This window comes from Mesorhizobium sp. ANAO-SY3R2 (genome assembly GCF_042466635.1).
GTDB lineage: Bacteria > Pseudomonadota > Alphaproteobacteria > Rhizobiales > Rhizobiaceae > Aminobacter.
This window is the reverse complement of sequence record NZ_CP159955.1, coordinates 1,978,482-1,998,317: the sequence shown is the minus strand read 5'-3', so window position 1 is coordinate 1,998,317 and position 19,836 is coordinate 1,978,482. Positions and strand designations below refer to the sequence as shown.

The 19,836-nt window shown below is 62.9% G+C and carries 19 protein-coding genes; 10 read left to right on the top strand and 9 right to left on the bottom strand.

Annotated elements, in window-relative coordinates; all coding sequences use genetic code 11:
• Positions 1–83 precede the first annotated feature (83 nt).
• Positions 84–1,412, bottom strand: a complete 1,329-nt coding sequence (locus ABSY17_RS14465) for a DNA polymerase IV (protein WP_378951914.1) — start codon at positions 1,410–1,412, stop codon at positions 84–86.
• Positions 1,413–1,568: 156 nt separating this feature from the next.
• On the opposite strand from ABSY17_RS14465, the gene ABSY17_RS14460 reads away from it, so the two are divergent.
• On the top strand, positions 1,569–2,066 hold the full coding sequence (locus ABSY17_RS14460) for a GNAT family N-acetyltransferase (protein WP_378952691.1): 498 nt from the start codon (positions 1,569–1,571) through the stop codon (positions 2,064–2,066).
• A 4-nt stretch (positions 2,067–2,070) separates the two neighbouring features.
• Here the strand turns inward: ABSY17_RS14460 and ABSY17_RS14455 are convergent, their stop codons facing one another.
• Positions 2,071–2,625: a DUF924 family protein gene (locus ABSY17_RS14455; protein ID WP_378951911.1), complete on the bottom strand. Its 555-nt coding sequence runs from the start codon at positions 2,623–2,625 to the stop codon at positions 2,071–2,073.
• Complete coding sequence (locus tag ABSY17_RS14450) at positions 2,625–4,481, bottom strand: monovalent cation:proton antiporter-2 (CPA2) family protein (protein WP_378951908.1); 1,857 nt, start codon at positions 4,479–4,481, stop codon at positions 2,625–2,627. The genes ABSY17_RS14455 and ABSY17_RS14450 overlap by 1 nt, the downstream gene beginning before the upstream one ends.
• Before the next feature lie 255 nt (positions 4,482–4,736).
• Between ABSY17_RS14450 and ABSY17_RS14445 the strand changes: the two genes are divergently transcribed.
• A complete protein-coding gene (locus tag ABSY17_RS14445; protein ID WP_378951905.1) occupies positions 4,737–5,003 on the top strand; it encodes a hypothetical protein in 267 nt (88 codons plus the stop codon).
• Positions 5,004–5,070: 67 nt separating this feature from the next.
• On the opposite strand, the gene ABSY17_RS14440 is transcribed toward ABSY17_RS14445, so the two are convergent.
• From ABSY17_RS14440 to ABSY17_RS14425, 4 genes are all read right to left on the bottom strand, one after another.
• A complete protein-coding gene (locus ABSY17_RS14440; protein WP_378951902.1) occupies positions 5,071–5,625 on the bottom strand; it encodes a hypothetical protein in 555 nt (184 codons plus the stop codon).
• Between the two features lie 72 nt (positions 5,626–5,697).
• Complete coding sequence (locus ABSY17_RS14435) at positions 5,698–6,777, bottom strand: YcjF family protein (protein ID WP_378951899.1); 1,080 nt, start codon at positions 6,775–6,777, stop codon at positions 5,698–5,700.
• Complete coding sequence (locus ABSY17_RS14430) at positions 6,774–8,249, bottom strand: YcjX family protein (RefSeq protein WP_378951896.1); 1,476 nt, start codon at positions 8,247–8,249, stop codon at positions 6,774–6,776. The genes ABSY17_RS14435 and ABSY17_RS14430 overlap by 4 nt, the downstream gene beginning before the upstream one ends.
• 67 nt (positions 8,250–8,316) lie before the next feature.
• The gene (locus ABSY17_RS14425) at positions 8,317–8,820 is read right to left on the bottom strand and encodes a SixA phosphatase family protein (protein WP_378951893.1); all 504 of its coding nucleotides are present in this window, start codon (positions 8,818–8,820) and stop codon (positions 8,317–8,319) included.
• Positions 8,821–9,063: 243 nt separating this feature from the next.
• Here ABSY17_RS14425 and dksA point away from each other — a divergent pair, with 243 nt between their 5' ends.
• Positions 9,064–9,480 carry an RNA polymerase-binding protein DksA gene (gene dksA, locus ABSY17_RS14420; protein ID WP_378951890.1) on the top strand — a complete coding sequence of 139 codons (417 nt, stop codon included), beginning with the start codon at positions 9,064–9,066 and terminating at the stop codon, positions 9,478–9,480.
• Positions 9,481–9,546: 66 nt separating this feature from the next.
• Here the strand turns inward: dksA and ABSY17_RS14415 are convergent, their stop codons facing one another.
• On the bottom strand, positions 9,547–10,305 hold the full coding sequence (locus ABSY17_RS14415; RefSeq protein ID WP_378951887.1) for a hypothetical protein: 759 nt from the start codon (positions 10,303–10,305) through the stop codon (positions 9,547–9,549).
• A 206-nt stretch (positions 10,306–10,511) separates the two neighbouring features.
• On the opposite strand from ABSY17_RS14415, the gene cckA reads away from it, so the two are divergent.
• The 4 genes from cckA to ABSY17_RS14395 all read left to right on the top strand — a co-directional run bounded on the left by cckA (position 10,512) and on the right by ABSY17_RS14395 (position 16,058).
• Positions 10,512–13,109, top strand: a complete 2,598-nt coding sequence (cckA, locus tag ABSY17_RS14410) for a cell cycle histidine kinase CckA (protein WP_378951884.1) — start codon at positions 10,512–10,514, stop codon at positions 13,107–13,109.
• Between the two features lie 106 nt (positions 13,110–13,215).
• On the top strand, positions 13,216–13,959 hold the full coding sequence (gene deoD, locus ABSY17_RS14405) for a purine-nucleoside phosphorylase (RefSeq protein ID WP_378951881.1): 744 nt from the start codon (positions 13,216–13,218) through the stop codon (positions 13,957–13,959).
• 184 nt (positions 13,960–14,143) lie between these two features.
• Positions 14,144–14,320 carry a hypothetical protein gene (locus ABSY17_RS14400; protein WP_378951878.1) on the top strand — a complete coding sequence of 59 codons (177 nt, stop codon included), beginning with the start codon at positions 14,144–14,146 and terminating at the stop codon, positions 14,318–14,320.
• A 334-nt stretch (positions 14,321–14,654) separates the two neighbouring features.
• Positions 14,655–16,058 carry a DEAD/DEAH box helicase gene (locus ABSY17_RS14395; RefSeq protein ID WP_378951875.1) on the top strand — a complete coding sequence of 468 codons (1,404 nt, stop codon included), beginning with the start codon at positions 14,655–14,657 and terminating at the stop codon, positions 16,056–16,058.
• Between the two features lie 95 nt (positions 16,059–16,153).
• On the opposite strand, the gene ABSY17_RS14390 is transcribed toward ABSY17_RS14395, so the two are convergent.
• Entirely contained in the window at positions 16,154–16,975 is an 822-nt protein-coding gene (locus ABSY17_RS14390; RefSeq protein ID WP_378951872.1) for an SDR family NAD(P)-dependent oxidoreductase, read from the bottom strand.
• 219 nt (positions 16,976–17,194) lie between these two features.
• Here ABSY17_RS14390 and ABSY17_RS14385 point away from each other — a divergent pair, with 219 nt between their 5' ends.
• Genes ABSY17_RS14385 through sseA form a run of 3 tightly spaced genes read left to right on the top strand, consistent with a single transcriptional unit; the run spans position 17,195 to position 19,836 of the window.
• Positions 17,195–18,226: a cysteine synthase A gene (locus ABSY17_RS14385; RefSeq protein ID WP_378951869.1), complete on the top strand. Its 1,032-nt coding sequence runs from the start codon at positions 17,195–17,197 to the stop codon at positions 18,224–18,226.
• Positions 18,226–18,969, top strand: coding sequence for an alanyl-tRNA editing protein (locus ABSY17_RS14380; protein WP_378951866.1), 744 nt, complete (start codon positions 18,226–18,228; stop codon positions 18,967–18,969). The genes ABSY17_RS14385 and ABSY17_RS14380 overlap by 1 nt, the downstream gene beginning before the upstream one ends.
• Positions 18,970–18,984: 15 nt before the next feature.
• Entirely contained in the window at positions 18,985–19,836 is an 852-nt protein-coding gene (gene sseA, locus ABSY17_RS14375; protein WP_378951863.1) for a 3-mercaptopyruvate sulfurtransferase, read from the top strand.

Genomic DNA, 19,836 nt, shown 5'->3' with positions numbered 1-19,836 from the left:
TGGATGAGATCGACACTCAGGCAGGATATTTTTCGTGGCTTGCTTGGCAATCGGATTCGCTTGGCCGCCGTGCTCGCGGAACCTCAATCGTCCACGGCTTCAGGCGGATGCGCGTTGCGGCCCTTGCCGAAGGTATAGCCTGTCTCGACTGCCTTGCTGCCGAACTTGTTGCGCAGCGCATCCATGGCTCCCTCTGCAAGTGCGCGCTTGTGCGATCCGACATCGACGAGATCCGGCGGATCGGCGCGCTCGTCATCGGAGAGGTCGCTGACGCCGATGCCGAGCAGTCGGTACTTGGTGCCGTCGGTTTCCTTGTCGAGCAGGTGCATGCCGGTCTGAAAGATGCGGTCGGCAAGCCGCGTCGGATCGGCTAGCTGGCGATTGCGCGTCCTGGTCTTGAAATCCTGGGTCTTGAGCTTCAGCACCACGGTGCGCCCGGCAATTCCTGCCTTCTTCAGGCGTGCCGAAACCTTCTCCGAAAGCGCGCGCAACACCGGCACCAGATCGGCCGACGAGGCGAGGTCGCTGTCGAAGGTCGTTTCCGCCGAAACGCTTTTTGCCTCGTGGTCGGGAGAGACCACACGATCATCCTGGCCGCGCGACAAATGGTAGAGGCGGCTGCCCATGGTGCCGTAGCGGCGCATCAGGTCGCCGCGATCCATGCGCTGCAATTGGCCGATGCTGCGGATGCCGTCGCGCTCGAGCGTGGCGGCGAATGCCTTGCCGACACCCCAGATCATCGTCACCGGCTGCTCGGCGAGGAAGCCGACGGCCTCGGCCTCGCCGATCACCGCAAAGCCGCGCGGCTTGCGAAAGTCGGACGCGACTTTGGCCAGGAACTTACAGTAGGAGAGCCCAGCGGAAACAGTGATGCCCACCTCCTTCTCCACCGCGCTTGAGAAGCGCGCGAGCACCAGCGCTGGCGGCAGGCCATGCAGTTTCTCTGTGCCGGCGAGATCGAGAAAAGCCTCGTCGATCGAGAGCGGTTCGACCAGTGGGGTCAGCGCCTGCATCATCGAACGGATCTCGCGGCCGACACGGACATATTTTTCCATGTTCGGTTTTACAACGACGGCTTCGGGACAGGCTTCGAGCGCCTTGAACATCGGCATCGCCGAGCGCACTCCGTGGATGCGGGCGATGTAGCAGGCGGTCGAGACAACTCCACGCTTGCCGCCACCAATGATCACCGGCTTGTCCTTCAGTGCGGGGTTATCCCGCTTCTCCACCGCTGCATAAAACGCATCGCAGTCGATATGGGCAAGATGGAGCCTGTAGAGTTCGGGATGGCGCAGCAGGCGCGGGCTGCCGCAGGCATGGCAACGCGGGCCCCCACCACGTTGAAGGGCGAGGCAGTCGCGGCAGAAACCGTGGCTGGGATCGTTGACAGGCATTGCCTTCGCTGCGAACATAAAGAGAACGAACGCGATTTTATGTCAGCCAAACCGTCCCGACAAGGCCGCCGAGGGGAAGCATTCTATGTCTGTTGCCATCTTGCCGCTCACGTCCGACCTGTGGCCTCAATTCGAGGATCTGTTCGGCAAGCAGGGCGCCTGCTACGGTTGCTGGTGCACCTATTTCAGGCAGCCGCCGGCAGCACGCCGGCAGCACGTCGCGAGAACAATCGCGAACGCAACAAGGATCACATTAAAGCACGCATCGACGCCGGCCCGCCGCCGGGCCTGCTTGCATTCGAGGACGGGCAAGCCATCGGCTGGATGCAGATCGGCCCGCGTGCCGACGTGCCCGAATTCAACAATGCGGGCAGGGGGTCCGCGCCGCTGGAACCGGGCGACGCAGCCGATCCTGCTGTCTGGGCGATTTCCTGCTTCTTCATTCGCAGCAAGGCGCGCGGCAAGGGGCTGACGCACGGCCTGGTCGGTGCCGGCATCGATTTCGCCCGCCGGTCGGGTGCGCGCGTACTCGAAGCCTGCCCGATGGACCAGTCGAAGGATTCGCGCTCGGTAGGCCTCTATGTCGGCTCAACCCGCGTGTTCGAGAAAGCCGGCTTCGCCCGTGCCGCCGAGCGCAAGCCCGGCCGGCCATTGATGCGACTGGAGCTATGACGGATCAGCCCGAGAAACCGCCGCTTTCCAGGAAAGCCAGTTCCTGCGGAGTCGATTCGCGGCCGAGGATGTAGTTGCGGTGCGGGAATCGGCCGAAGCGGGCGACGATGTCGCGATGGCCGATGGCGAACTTCATGAAGTCACCGCCGAGTGCTGTCGAGCGTTCCATCGGAATGTCGTGGTCGGCCAGCGTCTCGGAATGCGAGAAGGGCAGGTAGAAGAATACGCGGATCGGCGCTTCAGTCGCCATGTCATGGCCGACTTCGATGGCCTTGCGCGCATAGTATCGGCCCAGTGGATCGGTGGCATACATGTGGCCGCTGCCGCGGAAGCAATTGCGCGGGAACTGGTCGAGCAGGATCATCAGCGCCAGCGCGCCCTCGGCGTCCTCTGACCAGTGGTCGCACTGGCGCTTGGCGGCTGCCATGTGCAGGTCACCGAACCGCTCGCGGAACTCGGCATCGAACATCTCGTCCTTGTAGAACCATTTTTCAGCGCCGGCCTCGCGCCAGAAGGTCACGACTTCGGTCGCGCGCCGCCTGTCCACTTGAATCCTCATTAGTACCTCTCCGTCTTCTCGATGGCTTTCTTGCTGAGCGCGTCAGCGGCTTCCTCGTTGAGCGCCTTGGCGCTGCGCCTCGGCGGAGCGAGGGGCGTCGGCACCGGCTCCGGAATGTTGCCCTGCAGATAGTCGCGGCCCGACTGGATGTCACCGGCGATCTGCATTTCGAGGCGTGCCGCATCGCGGTTGCGCACTTCCTCGATCACCTCGGCGACGTCGTCGGGGTCCTCGCCAAGGCGTTCGAGCGTCGTTCCACCGAAGAGCAAGGCCGATTCGAACGTCTCGCGAAGCTGGTAGTCGACACCGGCGCGGATCAGCTGGATGGCGGTGCCGCGGTCGAAGGCCCGGGCGAGCACCGGCACCAGCGGGAACTCCGCCCTCATCTGCTCGGCGATGCGTACCGCGGCGTCTTCCTTGTCGACGCAGATGAGTACCGCGCGCGCCCGACCGGCGCCGGCCGCATGCAGTATATCGAGGCGCGTGCCGTCGCCGTAATAGACCTTGAAGCCGAAATCGCCGGCCGCCTGGATCATCTCGACGTCGTTGTCGATGATCGACACGTCGACGCCGCGCAGCAGCAGCGGTTGGCTGACGATCTGGCCGAAGCGGCCGAAACCGATGATCAGCACGCTGCCGCTGAGTTCCACCGCCACGTCGACGCCCTCAAGCGATTGCTCGTCGCGCGGGGCCAGGCGGCGCAGGACGGAGATTGCCAATGGGGTGAGCACCATCGAGATGATGATGATGGCGGTGAGGATCGCATTTGCCTCGCCGTCGATGATGCCGACGGCGAGCGCCGAGGAATAGAGCACGAAGGCGAACTCGCCGCCTTGCGCCATGACAACAGCGCGTTCCAGCGCCTCGCGATGTCCAGTCCTGAGGATGCGGGCGACCATGTAGATTCCCAGGGCCTTCATCGCCATGTAGGCAACGACGTAGAAGGCGATCATCCCCCAGTTCTTGGCGACCACCTCCAAGTCCAGCGACATGCCGACGGCCATGAAGAACAGGCCGAGAAGGATGCCGCGGAACGGCTCCACATCGGCTTCGAGCTGATGGCGGAAAGTCGATTCCGACAGCAACACGCCGGCCAGGAAGGCACCCATCGCCATGGACAAGCCGCTGAGTTGCATCGCCAGCGCCGAACCGAGCACGACGAGCAGGGCGGCGGCGGTCATCACCTCGCGGGCGCGCGATTCTGCCAATATCCGGAACAGCGGGTTGAGCAGGTAGCGCCCGGCAAAGACCAGCCCGACGATGGCGCCGACGCCGATGCCGATCTCGGCGAACCTTCCGGCCCAGCCAGTGCCGTGGTCGGTCGGCGTCACAGGCGCGAGGAAGGCGACCAGAGCCAGGAGGGGGACGATGGCGAGGTCTTCGAGAAGCAGGATGGAGACCATGCGCTGTCCCTTGGGCGTCGCGATCTCGCCGCGTTCCTCGAGCAGTTGCATGACGATTGCCGTGGACGTCAGCACGAAGCCGGCTCCGGCGATGAAGGATTGCGACACCGAAAACCCGGTCACGAGACCGACACTGGTCAGCAGCAGGGCGCACAGGCCCACCTGCAACGCGCCGAGGCCGAAGATCTCGCGCCTCAGGCCCCACAACCGCGAGGGCTGCATCTCCAAGCCGATGATGAACAGAAACATCACGACGCCGAGTTCGGCGACATGCAGGATGGTTTCAGCTTCCGTGAAGACGCCAAGCCCAAACGGGCCGATGACGAGGCCGGCGGAGAGATAGCCGAGGATGGAGCCGAGCCCGAAGCGCTTGAAAATGGGAACGGAGACGACGCCGGCGGTCAGGAGCGCCACCACATGAACCAGCTCTACGCCCGATGCCTCTGCCGCCATACGTCCTCACGATCCTCGTGGCTGCGCGGCATCGGCCGCAGTTGGGAAACGCAAAGATAGGTGTTTCGAAGGCTCGCGAACAGCCCATCAGTCTGCAATGCATCTGAAAGGCGACCAAAGTAGCGCGAGGGGGCATCAGCCCGGCAACCATCCATTGCGCACCCCATCGGCCGCCGCTAAGGCGTGCATGGTCTCGGCCAGTATCTGGTTGAACTGCCGCCAGCACTCTCTGCCGGCTGCGAGGAGAGGATCGAAATGAGAACTGTTCTGTTTACCGTACTCGGTGTCACCATACTAGGCCTTTCGGCCTGCTCGAAAGCTCCGGAGTGCACCACTGAAGCTCTGGCCAAGAAGGGCCAGGAGGTTGCCGCTGCTCTCCAGGAAGCGGTGACGAAGGACCCGGCCAAGGCGCTTGAACTGACTGCCAAAGTGCAGGAAGTCGCTTCCAAATACTCCGGCTCGACCGATCAGGCAGATGCCTGCAAGGCCTATGACGACCTTCTGGCGGCCATCAAGGGCTGATTGCGTAGCTAGAATCAGAAAGGGCGGTGCCGATGGCTCCGCCCTTTTTCATTGCCAACTGACAGGCCTAGTTCTTCGCGATGGCACCGATGGCGGCGCCGTCGACGCGCGACAGCTTCATGCCGATCACCGGAACCAACTGCTTGTCGACCCGCACCGATACAGTGACATGCATCGAATTTTCGTCCGGGACGCGGGCCTGCATGACGCCGTTGAGCTGGTTTCGGTTCAGCGACAGGATGACTTTGCGCCCATCGACGACATTGCCCGAGATGATGTCGAGGCCCTTGCCTTCCGAGCCATCCATGAAGGTGCCACGATAGCCGCTGCGGCCTGCCTGCTCGACGGTGGCCGACATCTTCTGGGTGAACACGCCGACACGGCAGCCGCCGTCAAGCGACATGCCGACCTTGCCATCAGGCGTCGAGCCGGTGAAGTTGCAGGTGAACTTGGTGCCCTTGTACTTGCCGGCGACGATTTCTCCCGGGCCGACCCAAGAGCCTTCCACCGATTTGAAGAACTTCTTGTCGCGTTCGGGCGATTTGACCGACTCGGCATGCGCCTGGCCCGACAGCGAAGCCGCCATGACAGGCAGGACGGCGGACAGGAACAAGCGCTTCATGGACACACCCGACAACAGGAAACTGGGAAGATTAACTGCCAGGACCATGGCGAAAAATGGTTAATGCTTTGTCTATTTTGAGGCGTTTGGCGCCTTGTCCTTGCTGGCGAATGTGGTCAATGCCGCCAAAAAATCGCCCATGCCGGGACGCTTCAGGGCGGTGAAGGGCAGGGGCCGCGCGGTCTCCATGGCAGCGATGCCTATACGTGCTGTCATCATGCCGTTGACCACGCCCTCGCCAAGCTTGGCCGAGAGTTTTGCCGCCAGCCCATGGCCGACGATCTGCTGGACAAAACTGTCGCCGACGGCAATCGAGCCGGTCACCGCCAGATGCGCGAGCGCGCTGCGGGCGAGGCGGAAAAAGCCGAGCGTGCCCGGCCGTCCACCATAGAGCTCGGCAAGCCGGCGGATCAGCCTGCCACCTTCGAATACGACATAGGCGATATCGACCAGCGCGCGCGGACTGACTGCCGTCACCAGCGAAACGCGCTTGGCCGCATCGAGGATGAGGATCTTTGCCTGGGCGTCGAGCGGCGCCAGAATTTCCGTTTCGGCGAGCCGCACGAGGTCGGCACCGTCGATAACCTCGTCGCGCTGCTCTTCCAGCATCCGGCGGCCGGCGGCGGTTTCGGGCCGGGCGGCCACGAAATTCGACAATTCGTCGGCGACGGCGCGCGCCGCGCGTGGATCGTTGCGTTCGATGGCATCGGCTGCACGCTCGCGCAGGCGCTCGACCGAGGCGAGGCGATAGAGGGCGAAGACCTCGCGCACGACGATGACGAGGAGCGTTAGCGTAGCCATTACCGCAGCTCCGACCGCCAGCCAGCCGAGCCAGTCGGCGCGGCTGAACAGGTCGCGGATCAGCCGGTCCGTCCAGAGGCCGATGCCGAGCGAGACGAGTGTGCCGGCTGCGGTGAAAAACAAAGTGCCCATCCAGGACTTGCGCCTGGTCGCAGTCGCCGGCGGTGGTACAGCCGCGGCAAGGTCCGCCTCGTCGAAAATGTCCAGTTCGGCGGGCGTGACGATCGCCGATTCGGCGGCCAGTGCACGGGGCTTGCGCACCGGACGTTCGGCCTCCTGATCCCGCGCGGACGGCTGGGACGGCTGTTCCGTATTGATCGGGAAAGCAGCGGGCTTTCGGGGAGCGCTCATGCCAAATGGTCTCCGATCAGGAACTGCAGGGCACGGTCGAGGCGGATATGCGGCAAGGACAGCGTCATCCCCTCCGCCGTCCGCTCGAGACGCGGGGGACGGAAGCGCACGAAACGGATCGCCGGGTCGTTGGCATCCTGGCGGTGATTGGTGCCGAAATCCTGAAACACGACATCTGCCTTTTCCGGTAAGTCACCGGGAAATATGGCGGTTTCGGTGTTGCCGTCGAAGCGCTCGTTGCCGATGGTCTCGCCCTCGATCGGCGTTCCGATGATGACAGGCAAGGTATCACGGCCCTGCTTGACGGTTCCCTCGCGGGTGGCGCGCACCGCGGCAAGCGCGAGAACGTCGACATCGGCGCCGGACAGATTGGCGCGAGCAACGGCACGGTCGGTCAGCCGGCGGACGATCGATTGCAGCCGGTCGTGGCTCTCGTGGTGGAGATGGTCCGCCTTGGTCGCGGCAACCAGGATGCGGTCGATGCGCCGTGAAAAAAGGTCGGTGAGAACGTTGCCTCGGCCTGGGCGGAAGCAGCCGAGGATTTCGGTGACCGCTCGTTCGAGGTCGGCGAGGGCGCCCGGACCGGCGTTGAGCGCCTGCATGGCGTCGATCAGCACGATCTGCCGGTCGAGCCTGGCGATATGCTCGCGGAAGAACGGCTTGACCACATGGGTCTTGTAGGCCTCGTAGCGCCGTTCCATCATCGCGCGCAGCGATCCCGGCCGGGCGCGCCCTTCGCCCAATTCGGGCAGCGGCGCAAACGTCAGCGCAGGCGAGCCCTCGAGGTCTCCGGGCATCAGGAAACGGCCTGGCGGGAGCGTGGACAACGCACGCTCGTCGTCCTTGCAGGCCCTGAGGTAACTGGAAAAACTCTCGGCTAGCCGTCGCGCAGTCATTTCGTCGGCGTCCGCATCGGGCGAAACTGTCGCGGAAAGGCCGCGCCACGTTTCCGACAGATCGGCACGCACTGGCAAGCGGGCAAGTTCGAACGCCTCGCGCGAGAAGTCGTCATAGGTCTTGCCGAGCAATGGCAGGTCGAGCAGCCATTCGCCCGGATAGTCGACGATGTCGACCGACAATTTTCCGGCTGAAAACATGCGGTTCCAGCCAGAAGCGGATTCAAATTCTATGGTCAGGCGCAGTTCCGAGATGGCGCGCGTCGAGTCCGGCCAGATGCGCTGGTCAACGAGAGCCGCGACGTGATCCTCATATTGGAAGCGCGGCACCGCATCGTCGGGCTGCTGCTCAAGCAAGGCGCGCGAAATGCGCCCGGACTTTTGCGCTTCGAACAGGGGCAACCTGCCGCCATGGATCAGGTTATGTACGAAGGAAGTGATGAACACCGTCTTGCCGGCGCGCGACAGGCCGGTGACGCCAAGCCGCAAGGATGGCGAGAAAAGCCCCGTGGCGCGGCCGGAGAGCGTGTCTAGGGCGATCCGCGCCTCGTCGGTAAAGGTGGTCAGAGACGCCAATCTTGATACCCCATGCAATCCGGCTCGATATAGGTGCCGTCAAAGGGTTTTGAAATGGCGAGCGAATTCAAAGATCGTCCGGCGTGAGGAAGGCTTCGAGATAGCCGCTGCCCAACTCGGCACGAGACAGATCACCCTCGAAGCGGATGACGGCAAGGCCCGACGTTGGGAACCCTGCATGCAGCGTATGCAGCGCATTTTCCTCGCCGGCGCCAGAAATGGCCGTGGCAAGGTCCTCCATCATCGGATTGTGGCCGATGACGAGAATGGAGCTATGCCTGCCGTTCTCAACTATCTTTTCGAGGTAACCGGTCGCATCGGCGCTGTAGAGGTCGTCGGTGAAGACTACCCGCCCTGTGTCGGTGCGGCCGGCAATACCCTCAAGCGTTTCCCGCGCGCGCCGGGCATTGGAGCAGAGCGTAAGCTCCGGGACGTAGCCGTGGCTGCGCATGGTTGCGCCGGTCGCCTCGGCATCGGCGATACCCGTGGCGTCGAGGGGGCGGTCGAAATCCCTGATGCCTGGAAGAGCCCAGCCCGCTTTGGCGTGCCTGAGAAGATACAGCCTGCTCAAATGTTGCCCCCGGAAGCTCAAGCTCCCGACGAGCCTGCGCGTAGTGTCAACTCAGGATGTAAACAAGCGCCAGCCGCCTTGCAACCGGACGATGCGCTCGCGCGCTCTCCGGGCGGAGAGTTGCAGCTTTGCTACGTTGATTATCGCCGGTTGATTCAGGTGCGAACTTTTCGATGAATAGGCTTGTGTGAGGGTTGCCCGGCGAATATATAGGCGCCAAAACGGGGTTGTCGGGTGAGTCTAATGAACGATGCCGTTGCACTTGGTTATGTGCCCTCCGAAGAGGAGCCGTTCATGAATGAGCGGCAGAAGTCTTACTTCAGAGCTAAGTTGATCGCGTGGAAGAACGATATCCTCCGCGAAGCTCGTGAAACCCTCGAAATACTCCAGCAGGAAAACGCCAATCATCCGGACCTTGCCGACCGCGCATCGTCCGAGACGGATCGTGCCATCGAACTCCGGGCCCGGGACCGTCAACGCAAGTTGATCTCCAAGATCGACTCGGCGCTGCAGAGGATCGACGAGGGTACCTACGGCTATTGCGAGGAAACAGGCGAGCCGATCTCGCTGAAGCGACTGGACGCACGTCCGATCGCCACGCTGTCCATCGAGGCTCAGGAGCGGCACGAGCGACGCGAGAAAGTCTATCGCGACGACTGATCGCGCGTCACATATCGATGAAAAAGGCGGCTCCGGCCGCCTTTTTTATTCGCCTGCCGCGCGTTTCTATTTCTTCTGGCTCGAGAGTTCGCCGAGCAGCTTTGCCATTTCGTCGTCGAGCGAATGGTCGGCCAGCTTGGTCGGTTTGGGTTGCGGCTTGTCGTCGAGCGAAACCTGCAGCTCATTGATGAGCGTGTCGTCGATCGGCTCGACCCGCGACGAGGGCATGGGAGCTACGAGAGCCTGTACCGGCCGCTGCGGCGTGGCGTAGGTTGGCGCCGCTGCGGTCGGCGTGGCCGGGTTTTGGGGGGCTGCGTTGGGCGCGAGCGTTGGCGCCGTGGCGGCAGGCATCTTCACGTGGTTCTGGCCTTGGGCGGGCGCAGGTTGCTGTGGCTGCGAGGGGCGTGCTGGCGCGTGGGCAGCGGGGCGCGGGGTGGGGGCTGACGGCGGCGTCTTCGCCTGTGGTCGAGGCGCCTGAGGGACCTCGTGTCCGCCTTCCGTGGCGGTCAGCGCCGGGCGGCGCGGCTGGCTCATGCGGATATCACGCTCGACCACCACGTCGGTCGGTCCGCCGATAAGCAGAAGGTGTTCGATGTCGTCGCGGCGAACAAGCACAAGGCGTCGCTGGCTGTCGACGGCCGTGGCATCCATGACTGCAAGGCGCGTCTTCCTGTTTCTTCCGCCCGCAACGAAGGTGCCGAAGGTAAGGCTGCGGATCAGCTTGACGATGACCAGCACAATGACGAGCAGCACCAGCGCCGCAAAGGTCCACAAGATCGCGGCCGTGTAACCGGGGCCTGCTACTTTATCCAGCCATTCGAACATTTGCTTCCCCGTCTGCACGTCCGCGTCGACACTAACTCCCCCTCGCAGCAAACGGCAAGTTGCCTTTCGCGCATCGCAGGTGGAGATTTCACTAAGTGCGCGATCTTGCGCCGAACTTGCGCCGATTCGTGGGTGGGCCTTTTCCCGGCAGGGAGAATGTGATTCAACCGGTTCCGAATAACGGAGCCGGAGAGACTCGCAGGGGCATGGCCAAGGAAACGCGCAACGACTTTTATCCGGTTCCGATCGTGGATCAGGCCGCGCGCCCCGATGCCATCACCCGGCTGATCATCTTTATTGTCGTGCTGACAGTTGCCGCAGTCGTTTTCGGACTTTTCCGGGAACGCCTAGGCGATCCATTTCTGCTCGGCATGCTTGGTGTGTTGGCAATGATCGGGGTCGGCTACCTATTTGCGACCGCTATCGGTTTCGTGCAGATCGCGCCGCGTTCGCCCGCCGACGGTCTGTCCAAGGCCTTTGTGGACTCCATGGCGCAAGGTCTTGTGGTGACCGATGCGAAAGGTCGCGTCGTCTATGCCAATCGTGCCTATGCCGATATGACCGGTGCTGCCGCCGCTTCCGACCTGAAGACGGTCGAGAACCTGCTCTCCGATGTGCCTGAGGCATCGGCGACCATCTCGCAGCTGGCTTCCGGCTTGCGTGATGGCGAGGCGCGCGATGGCGAGTTTCGCCTCGCGCAATCGGTGCGTCCGGGGGCAGCCCCCGGCGCGCGCTGGTATCGCGTGCAGGCGCGTGCCTTCTCCGTGCCCGACCAGCGTCAGCCGCTGAATGCCTGGCAACTCGCCGACATTTCGCCTGAACGAGCCGAGCAGGAACGCTTCTTCCTCGATCTGCAGCAGGCCATCGACCATCTCGACCATGCGCCGGCCGGCTTCTTTTCCGCCGACCAGGACGGCCGCATCACCTATGTCAACGCAACCCTGGCCGATTGGCTGGGCATCGACCTGGCGAGCTTTACGCCCGGCGCCGTTACCCTCGACGAAATCGTTGCCGGCGACGGCATGGCGCTTGTGCGCTCGGTCAAGGCCGATCCGGGCACGACGCGAAATGCCGTCATCGATCTCGACCTGGCAACGGTGAACGGCGAGGCGCTGCCGGTGCGCTTCATGCACCGCGTGTCGGCAAGCCGCGAAGGCGTCAACGGTCCGACGCGCACCATTGTGCTCAATCGCACCCAGGGCGAGGATTCCTCGGCCCAGCTCCGGGCCTCGGAGGTGCGCTTCACGCGCTTCTTCAATTCGACGCCGATGGCGATCGCCGGGGTCGACCAGAACGGCCGCATCGTGCGTACCAACGCTCCGTTCTTGTCGCTGTTCTCAACCGTAGTTGACCGTGACGCGGTCGACCGCCGCGTCCGGCTCGACACCGTCATCCACGAACGCGACCGCGCAGCGTTCGCCGCAGCGCTCGAAAGAGCGCACCAGCGCCAGGCAGATATCGCGCCGATCGACACCGTCCTGCCCGACAACGAGGACCGTCACATGCGCTTCTACGTCAACGCGGTGGCCGAGGGGGCGGATGTCGAGGGCGCCGAGGAAGCGGCGATCGTCTACGCGGTCGAGACGACCGAGCAGAAGGCGCTCGAAAGCCAGATGGCCCAGAGCCAGAAGATGCAGGCGGTCGGCCAGCTTGCCGGCGGCATCGCCCACGACTTCAACAACGTGCTGACGGCCATCATCATGGCGTCGGACCTCCTGTTGACCAACCACCGGCCGTCCGATCCGTCTTTCCCCGACATCATGAACATCAAGCAGAATGCCAACCGCGCCGCCTCGCTGGTCCGGCAGCTCCTGGCGTTCTCGCGCAAGCAGACGCTGCGTCCGGAGGTTCTCAACCTTACTGACGTGCTTGCGGATCTGCGCACGCTTCTGGCGCGGCTGGTCGGCAACAGCATCAAGCTCAAGATCGATCATGGCCGCGACCTCTGGCCGATCCGTGCCGATATCGGCCAGTTCGAGCAGGTGGTGGTCAATCTCGCGGTCAATGCGCGTGACGCCATGCCCCAAGGCGGCGACCTCTTGGTGCGGACCAAGAACGTGCCGGCAGAGGACTGCAAGGCATTTGGTTATCGCGAGTTGGTCGCAGCGGATTATGTGTTGGTTGAGGTCGCGGATTCGGGCACAGGCATTCCGCCCGAAGTGCTCAAGAAGATCTTCGAACCGTTCTTCACCACAAAAGAGGTCGGCAAGGGCACCGGACTTGGCCTGTCGATGGTCTACGGCATCATCAAGCAGACCGGCGGCTTCATCTATTGCGATTCCGAAGTCGGCAAGGGCACGGTGTTCCGTATCTTCCTGCCGCGGCATGTTGCCAAGCCGCAGCCCGTGGTCGAGGTTGCCGTGAACGCCGAGGTGGCGGCGACAGCCGTTGCCAAGCCGCAGGAACCGGCCCAGGCCGTTGCCAGGGACCTTTCAGGTTCGGCGACCGTGCTGCTGGTGGAAGACGAGGATGCCGTCCGCATGGGCGGGGTGAGGGCGCTGACATCGCGCGGCTATACCGTCCACGAGGCATCCTCGGGTGTCGAGGCGCTTGAAGTGTTCGAGGAACTCGGCGGTAAGGTCGATATCGTGGTTTCCGACGTGGTTATGCCGGAAATGGACGGGCCGACGTTGCTGGGCGAGTTGCGCAAGCGGCAGCCCGACATCAAGTTCATCTTCGTTTCGGGTTATGCCGAGGACGCGTTCGCCAAGAATCTGCCTGCGGATGCTCAGTTCGGCTTCCTACCCAAGCCGTTCTCGCTCAAGCAACTGGCCACCGTCGTCAAAGAGGTTCTTGAAAGCTAGGTCTGCACGGAAAGCATGTTTGCTGGTCTGCCCAACCATTTGAACCGCTTTTCCGGCGACGATTGTGGTGTCATGATGCGGTACGGAGCATCGTCAGGGTGGGAAGATGCAGACGACACCACACAATGAGGCAAAGCGGGGCGATTATGCCGAGGCAGTGCTTTTGCCGGGCGACCCTGAACGCGCGGAGTGGATCGCAACTACGTTTCTGGATGGGGTGAGGTGCGTGAACCGGGTGCGCGGTGCGCTCGGTTACACGGGGCAATATCGAGGTGTGCCGGTGAGCGTGCAGACGACCGGCATCGGGGCGCCGTCTCTCGCCATCTACGTCCATGAATTGATCGAAACCTTTGGCGCAAGGACGCTGATCCGTGTCGGCACTTGCGGCGCGCTGGCCGAGCACGTCAAGCTGCGGAGCCTGGTGATTTCGCAATCGGCGAGCAGCGACAGTCAGGTCAATCGTCATCTATTGGGCGCATACAACCACGCGCCAAGTGCCAGTTTCGAATTGCTGCAGCGAGCTGCAATGCGTGCCGCTGAACTTGGGCTCGACCATCACATCGGCCAGACGGCATCGAATGATGTGTTTTACCATCCAGACCCGCTCGGCCGCTTCTCCGGGGTGAGGGCCCATGGTGCGTTGGCCGTCGATATGGAGACCAGCGCGCTCTATACCCTGGCGGCCTGCTTCGGAGCCAGGGCGCTGTCGGTCTGCACCGTCGTCGATAGCGTGGTTACGGGCGAGGAGACGGATACTGCCGAGCGTCAGGAACTGTTCACCGACATGAGCAGGCTTGCGCTCGAGGTAGCGATCGCGACGCCCAATGTTGGTGAGCGGACGGCGACGTAGCGTGTTGATGCGCGCGTGCTAGCATCTCGGTGGCCCTGTGAGTCGGTCGTTTTTGCCGCGTAATCCTGATCGGTCATTGAAGTGATCTAGCCGGCAAGTTCCGCGCAAGCGACGTTTCATAGCTTCATCCGGTGTTCTGGTCTGTGTTCCCCTGCGTTAGGCAATCGGACAGAGGGACGGCCCGATGGAACAGTTTGTCGAGGAAAGCATGAAAAGGCGCCTGACCGAGCCGGTCGACATACTCACCGCGGTCAGCATCCTGAAATCGCATGGTTATTGGGGTGATGAGCTGATCATCGCGATCACCAGGATTTTCTACGTCGATCTGGATACTTACAACGAGGTCGTGGCCACGGCCTGATGCCGGCTGGCGAGGGCCCAATTTGATCCTCGATGCTGCATTGCAGCATGATCGGGTTGCTATTTGCGCGCAAATCGTCCATATGCGGCGGTATAGGCGCTTGGGCCGTTTGATCGGCTTTCTCCAAAGCGAGACTGGTTGCGTCTGTTTTCGCCCTTTCCGACATCGGTAGTCGGCGGAATAGACCCGTGGCATGAGGCCGGCGGGCACGACAGCGCAGCCGAGTGGACAGTGTCCGCCGCCTTGTCGTTTCATGGAATTCATAGGCCGGCAGGTTGCGCCCTGCCGCCATTGTTGTTTGCGACGGTAAGCCGTTGCACGAAAGATGAAGATATTGACGAATGAAATCGCTGCGGAGCCGACCGGCTTCGCCAAACTCGGCATTACCGGCGCTCTGCTCAAGGCTACCCATTCGGCTGGCTACACGGAGCCCAAACCGATCCAGGTCGAATCCATCCCGGCGCAGCTGGAAGGCCGCGACATCCTCGGCATCGCCCAGACCGGGTCGGGCAAGACGGCAGCCTTTGCCCTGCCGATCCTTTCCAAGATCATTGCTCTCGGCACCAAGCGCCGGCCGAAGACTGCGCGTGCGCTGATCCTTGCGCCGACGCGTGAGCTTGCGGTGCAGATCGAAGACACCATCAAGATCCTGGCCAAGGGCGCGCACATCTCGACCGCGCTGGTTCTCGGTGGCGTATCGCGCTTCTCGCAGGTCAAGAAGATCGGACCTGGCGTCGACGTACTGATTGCCACCCCGGGGCGTCTGACGGATCTGGTTCGCGAAGGCGACATCGTGCTCGCCGACACTCAGTGGCTGGTTCTCGACGAGGCCGACCGCATGCTTGACATGGGCTTCATCAACGACGTCAAGCGCATCGCCAAGGCGACTGCGAAGTTCCGCCAGACCGCACTTTTCTCTGCGACCATGCCGGCCGAGATCGCCGAATTGGCCAAGGGCCTGCTCAGGGATCCCGTGCGGGTCGAGGTTGCTCCGCAGGGCACCACGGCAGCCGAAATCCGCCAGAGCGTCGTGCTTGCCCGCACCAAGCAGAAGCGCAAGATCCTCTCCGACATGCTGGCCGACGAGGCCATGAGCTCGGTGATCGTGTTCGCGCGCACCAAGCATGGCGCCGATCGGGTCACCCGCGATCTCGAGCGCGACGGATTCGAGGCTGCCGTGATCCACGGCAACAAGTCGCAGAATGCCCGCCAGAAAGCACTTAACGGCTTCCGCGACGGTTCCGTCCGTATCCTGGTCGCCACTGATATCGCCGCTCGGGGCATCGACGTTCCCGGTATCAGCCATGTCGTGAATTTCGACCTTCCTGACGAGGCCGAAAGCTACGTCCACCGCATCGGGCGCACCGGCCGCAACGGCGCCGATGGCGTCGCGATCACGCTGGTCGATCCTTCGGAGAATGCCAAGCTCAAGGCTGTCGAGCGCATCATCCGCATGAAGCTGACGATCGATGCCGATCATCTCGGCCAACCCGATCCGCAGCGTCCTGCTGGCGAGCCGCGCTTCGAGCCGGCCAACGATCGCGGTGACCGCGAGGAGCGTCGTCCGCAGGGACAGAGGCCGCGCGGTAATAACGGCGGCAGGCCCAAGGGCGGCCACGGTGGCGGTGAACGTGCGAATGCCGGCGCGCCCAAGGGCGCCAAGCCGCAGGGCGACAAGCCGTTCCGCGGCAAGCGTCGTGGCTTCGGTGGTCGCAAGCCGGGCACGCGCGCAGCGTAATTTCTGCGATATCGAGAGCTGAATAGGGCGGTTGGGGCGATGCTTCGACCGCCCTTTTTCGTATGGGCAAGCCAACTCACTGCAAGGGAATGTGGTCAGTCGAAGGTCGAGCGGCGAGGATAGACGAGCGGCTCGGCCTTCCAGCGGGTGGAGGCGCGGAGTGCGGTCTCGCGCAATGGACGAGGCAGCAGGGCAAGCAGCTTCATGCCCCATGTCAGTCGCCGGGGGAACGTGACCTCGAAACCACCGCTACGTATCGCCTTGCAGATGCGTTCGGCCGCTTTTTCTACCGGCATCATGGCTGGCATCGAGAACTGAGCTTTTTCCGTCAGCGGCGTGTCGATGAAGCCGGGGTTCATGACCTGGACGCGGATATTCATCTTGTCGAAATCGAATTTCAGCGATTGCGCGATGATGTTGATTGCAGCCTTGGTCGCACCGTAGGCGGCCGTTGTCGGCCAGCCGAAATAGGCGCTGATAGAACCCATGAAGACCACATGGCCACGTCCGCGATTGCGCATGCGCTCGATGACTGGCAATAGCCCGTTCAACACGCCGAAAACGTTGACATCGAAACTCTGACGAAAGGGCGCGATGATCAGATTGTCGCCTCTCACCGGCAGGTAGGCGCCGGCGTTGAAGATGGCGAGCACGATCGGCCCTGCCTGTGCCTCGATGGCAGCGACGGCATTGGCCATGCCCGCTTCGTCGGTGACGTCGGAGGGAAAGGAAAGAACGCGGCCGGCCATGCCCTCAGTTTCGGCAATCAGTGTGTCGATGGGGTCGTTGGGCCGGACCGTGACTGCAACGGTGTAGCCCTGCCTGGCGAGCAGCCGTGCCACCGACCGACCGATGCCGGTGCTGCCGCCGGTAATCCATGCCACGCCTTGCTTCGGATCGGCCCGGTAGGTGCTCACTCGGTTCCCCTTGTCTACGCGTTCCGCTATCGATCTAGCGACGGCTTGCGGGAATGGAAAGTCCGTTCTGCGATGTGCGGCCGGACGGCGAATGGCATTTCACAAGCCACCGGAATCGCGCGCATTGACGCCACGATGCGGCTGGTTCAGAGAAATTCATACCTTGAAACCGCGTTCTCAGATTTCTAGGGTTCGACGGCGAACCAGGAAGGAATTTTCATGCGCTCGGTGATCGATGCCATCGGCAACACCCCTCTCATTCGGCTCAAGCGGGCGTCAGAGGAAACCGGCTGCGAAATTTTCGGAAAGGCCGAATTCATGAACCCTGGCCAATCGGTCAAGGACCGCGCCGGCCTGTTCATTATTCGCGATGCCGAAAAGCGCGGGCTGCTTAGGCCTGGCGGCGTCATCGTCGAGGGCACGGCCGGCAACACCGGGATCGGCCTGACCGTCGTCGCCAAGGCGCTCGGCTATCGCACGGTCATCGTCATCCCCGACACGCAGAGCCAGGAAAAGAAGGACGCGCTGCGCCTGCTCGGCGCCGAACTGATCGAGGTTCCGGCCGTCCCTTACAAGAACCCCAACAACTACGTGAAGGTGTCCGGCCGGTTGGCCGCGCAGTTGGCCGCAACCGATCCGAACGGCGCGATCTGGGCCAACCAGTTCGACAACGTCGCCAACCGCGAGGGCCATATCCGCACCACCGCCGAGGAAATCTGGCAGCAGACCGGCGGCAAGGTCGACGGCTTCGTCTCAGCCGTCGGAACCGGCGGAACGCTGGCCGGCGTGGCGATGGGCCTCAAGGCCAAGAGTAAGGACGTCAAGATTGCGCTTGCCGATCCGCTTGGGGCGGCGCTCTACAGCTACTATACGACGGGTGAACTCAAGGCCGAGGGCAGTTCCATCACCGAAGGCATCGGGCAGGGCCGCATCACCGCCAATCTCGAAGGCTTCACGCCCGATTTCTCCTACCAGATTCCCGATGAGGAGGCGCTGCCGATCGTCTTCGATCTGATCCAGGAGGAGGGCATCTGCGTCGGCGGTTCGTCCGGCATCAATATTGCCGGTGCGATGCGCCTTGCACGCGAACTCGGGCCGGGCCACACCATCGTCACCGTCCTGGCCGATTTCGGAACCCGCTACCAGTCCAAGCTGTTCAACCCCGAGTTCCTGCGTGGTAAGAGCCTTCCTGTACCGGACTGGATGGAGCGCCAGCCGGACATTGAGGTTCCCTTCGAACAGGTGGCATAATGGCTTTTTCAACCGAGGCAGTGTTTCGCGAGGATGCCTATCTGCGCGAGACCGAGGCCAATGTGATCGGCATCAATGATCGCGGCGGCATCATCCTCGATCGGACCATCTTTTATGCCACGTCGGGCGGCCAGCCCGGCGATAGCGGCTCGCTCATGCGAGACGACGGCGACTCCATTTCCGTGGCTGCCACCATCACCGGGGAGAGCAAGGACGAGATCATTCACGTGCCGGCTCTCGAGCAGGCCGTGCCCCAGATCGGCGAGCGTTTGAAGCTCTCTATCGATTGGCCGCGCCGACATCTTTTGATGCGCATGCATGCCGCGTGCCATCTGCTGACCGTTATTTGTCCCTATCCGATCACTGGTGCGTCGGTGAACGAAGAGGATTCGCGCGTCGATTTCGACATTCCGGACGCCGGCTTCTCCAAGGAGGACGTCACCGCGCGGTTGATGGAGCTCGTGCGTTCCGACCACCCGATCTACACGCGCTGGATCTCCGACGACGAACTGGCCGCCAACCCGACGCTGGTGAAGTCCAAGAATGTGCGCCCGCCTTCGGGGAAGGGAAAGATCAGGCTGGTGTGCATCGGCGACAATGCCTCGATCGACAGCCAGCCTTGCGGCGGCACGCATGTTGCCACTACCGGCGAGATCGGCGAGATACATATAGGCAAGATCGAGAAGAAGGGACGCGAGAATCGCCGATTCCGCATCCGTTTCGGCACAATGCCCGCCAACTGAACCCGAGAGGCTGCCATGAACGAGAAAAGCGCTTTCGTCATCGACGCCGACTGGCTGGAGCAGAAGCTGGGCACGCCTGGACTGTCGGTCGTCGACGCGTCCTGGTATCTGCCGGCACAAAAGCGCGACGCGCGTGCCGAGTACCAGGCGGCGCACATTCCCGGCGCGGTGTTTTTCGATCAAGACATGGCCGTTGATCCGGATGCCAGCCTGCCGCATGCCTTGCCGTCGCAGTCGATGTTTGCGCGTTACGCCGGCTCGATGGGGATTTCCGCTGACGACACCATCGTCATCTATGACGGCCCAGGCTTTCAGGCCGCGCCGCGCGTCTGGTGGATGTTCCGGATCATGGGGGTCTATCAGGTCTATATTCTGGATGGCGGCTTCGATCGCTGGAAGGCGGCGGGCCGGCCGGTGACATCGGAACCGACAAAGACGGCTGCGGGCATCTTTTACGCCGACTTCGACGCCTCGAAGGTCGTTTCCCTCCCAGAGATGCGCAAGATCGTCGAAAACAGTAGCGCCCAGATCGCCGATGCTCGTTCGGCCGGCCGTTTCCAGGGCGTCGATCCTGAGCCACGGGCCGGGCTGCGGTCTGGTCATATGCCGGGCGCCAGGAACGTGCCGTCTTCGACGCTGTCTGAGAATGGCGAACTTCTGCCGCTCGACCGCCTTCGTACCACGCTCGAGGCGGCCGGGCTCGACCTGTCCAGGCCGATCGTCACGACCTGCGGCTCAGGCGTTACCGCAGCGGTCATTACACTTGCGCTGCAATCGTTGGGACATGGCGACAACCGTCTCTACGATGGCTCCTGGGCCGAATGGGGCAGTCTGCAGGATACGCCAGTGGTGACTGGAAGCGCATGA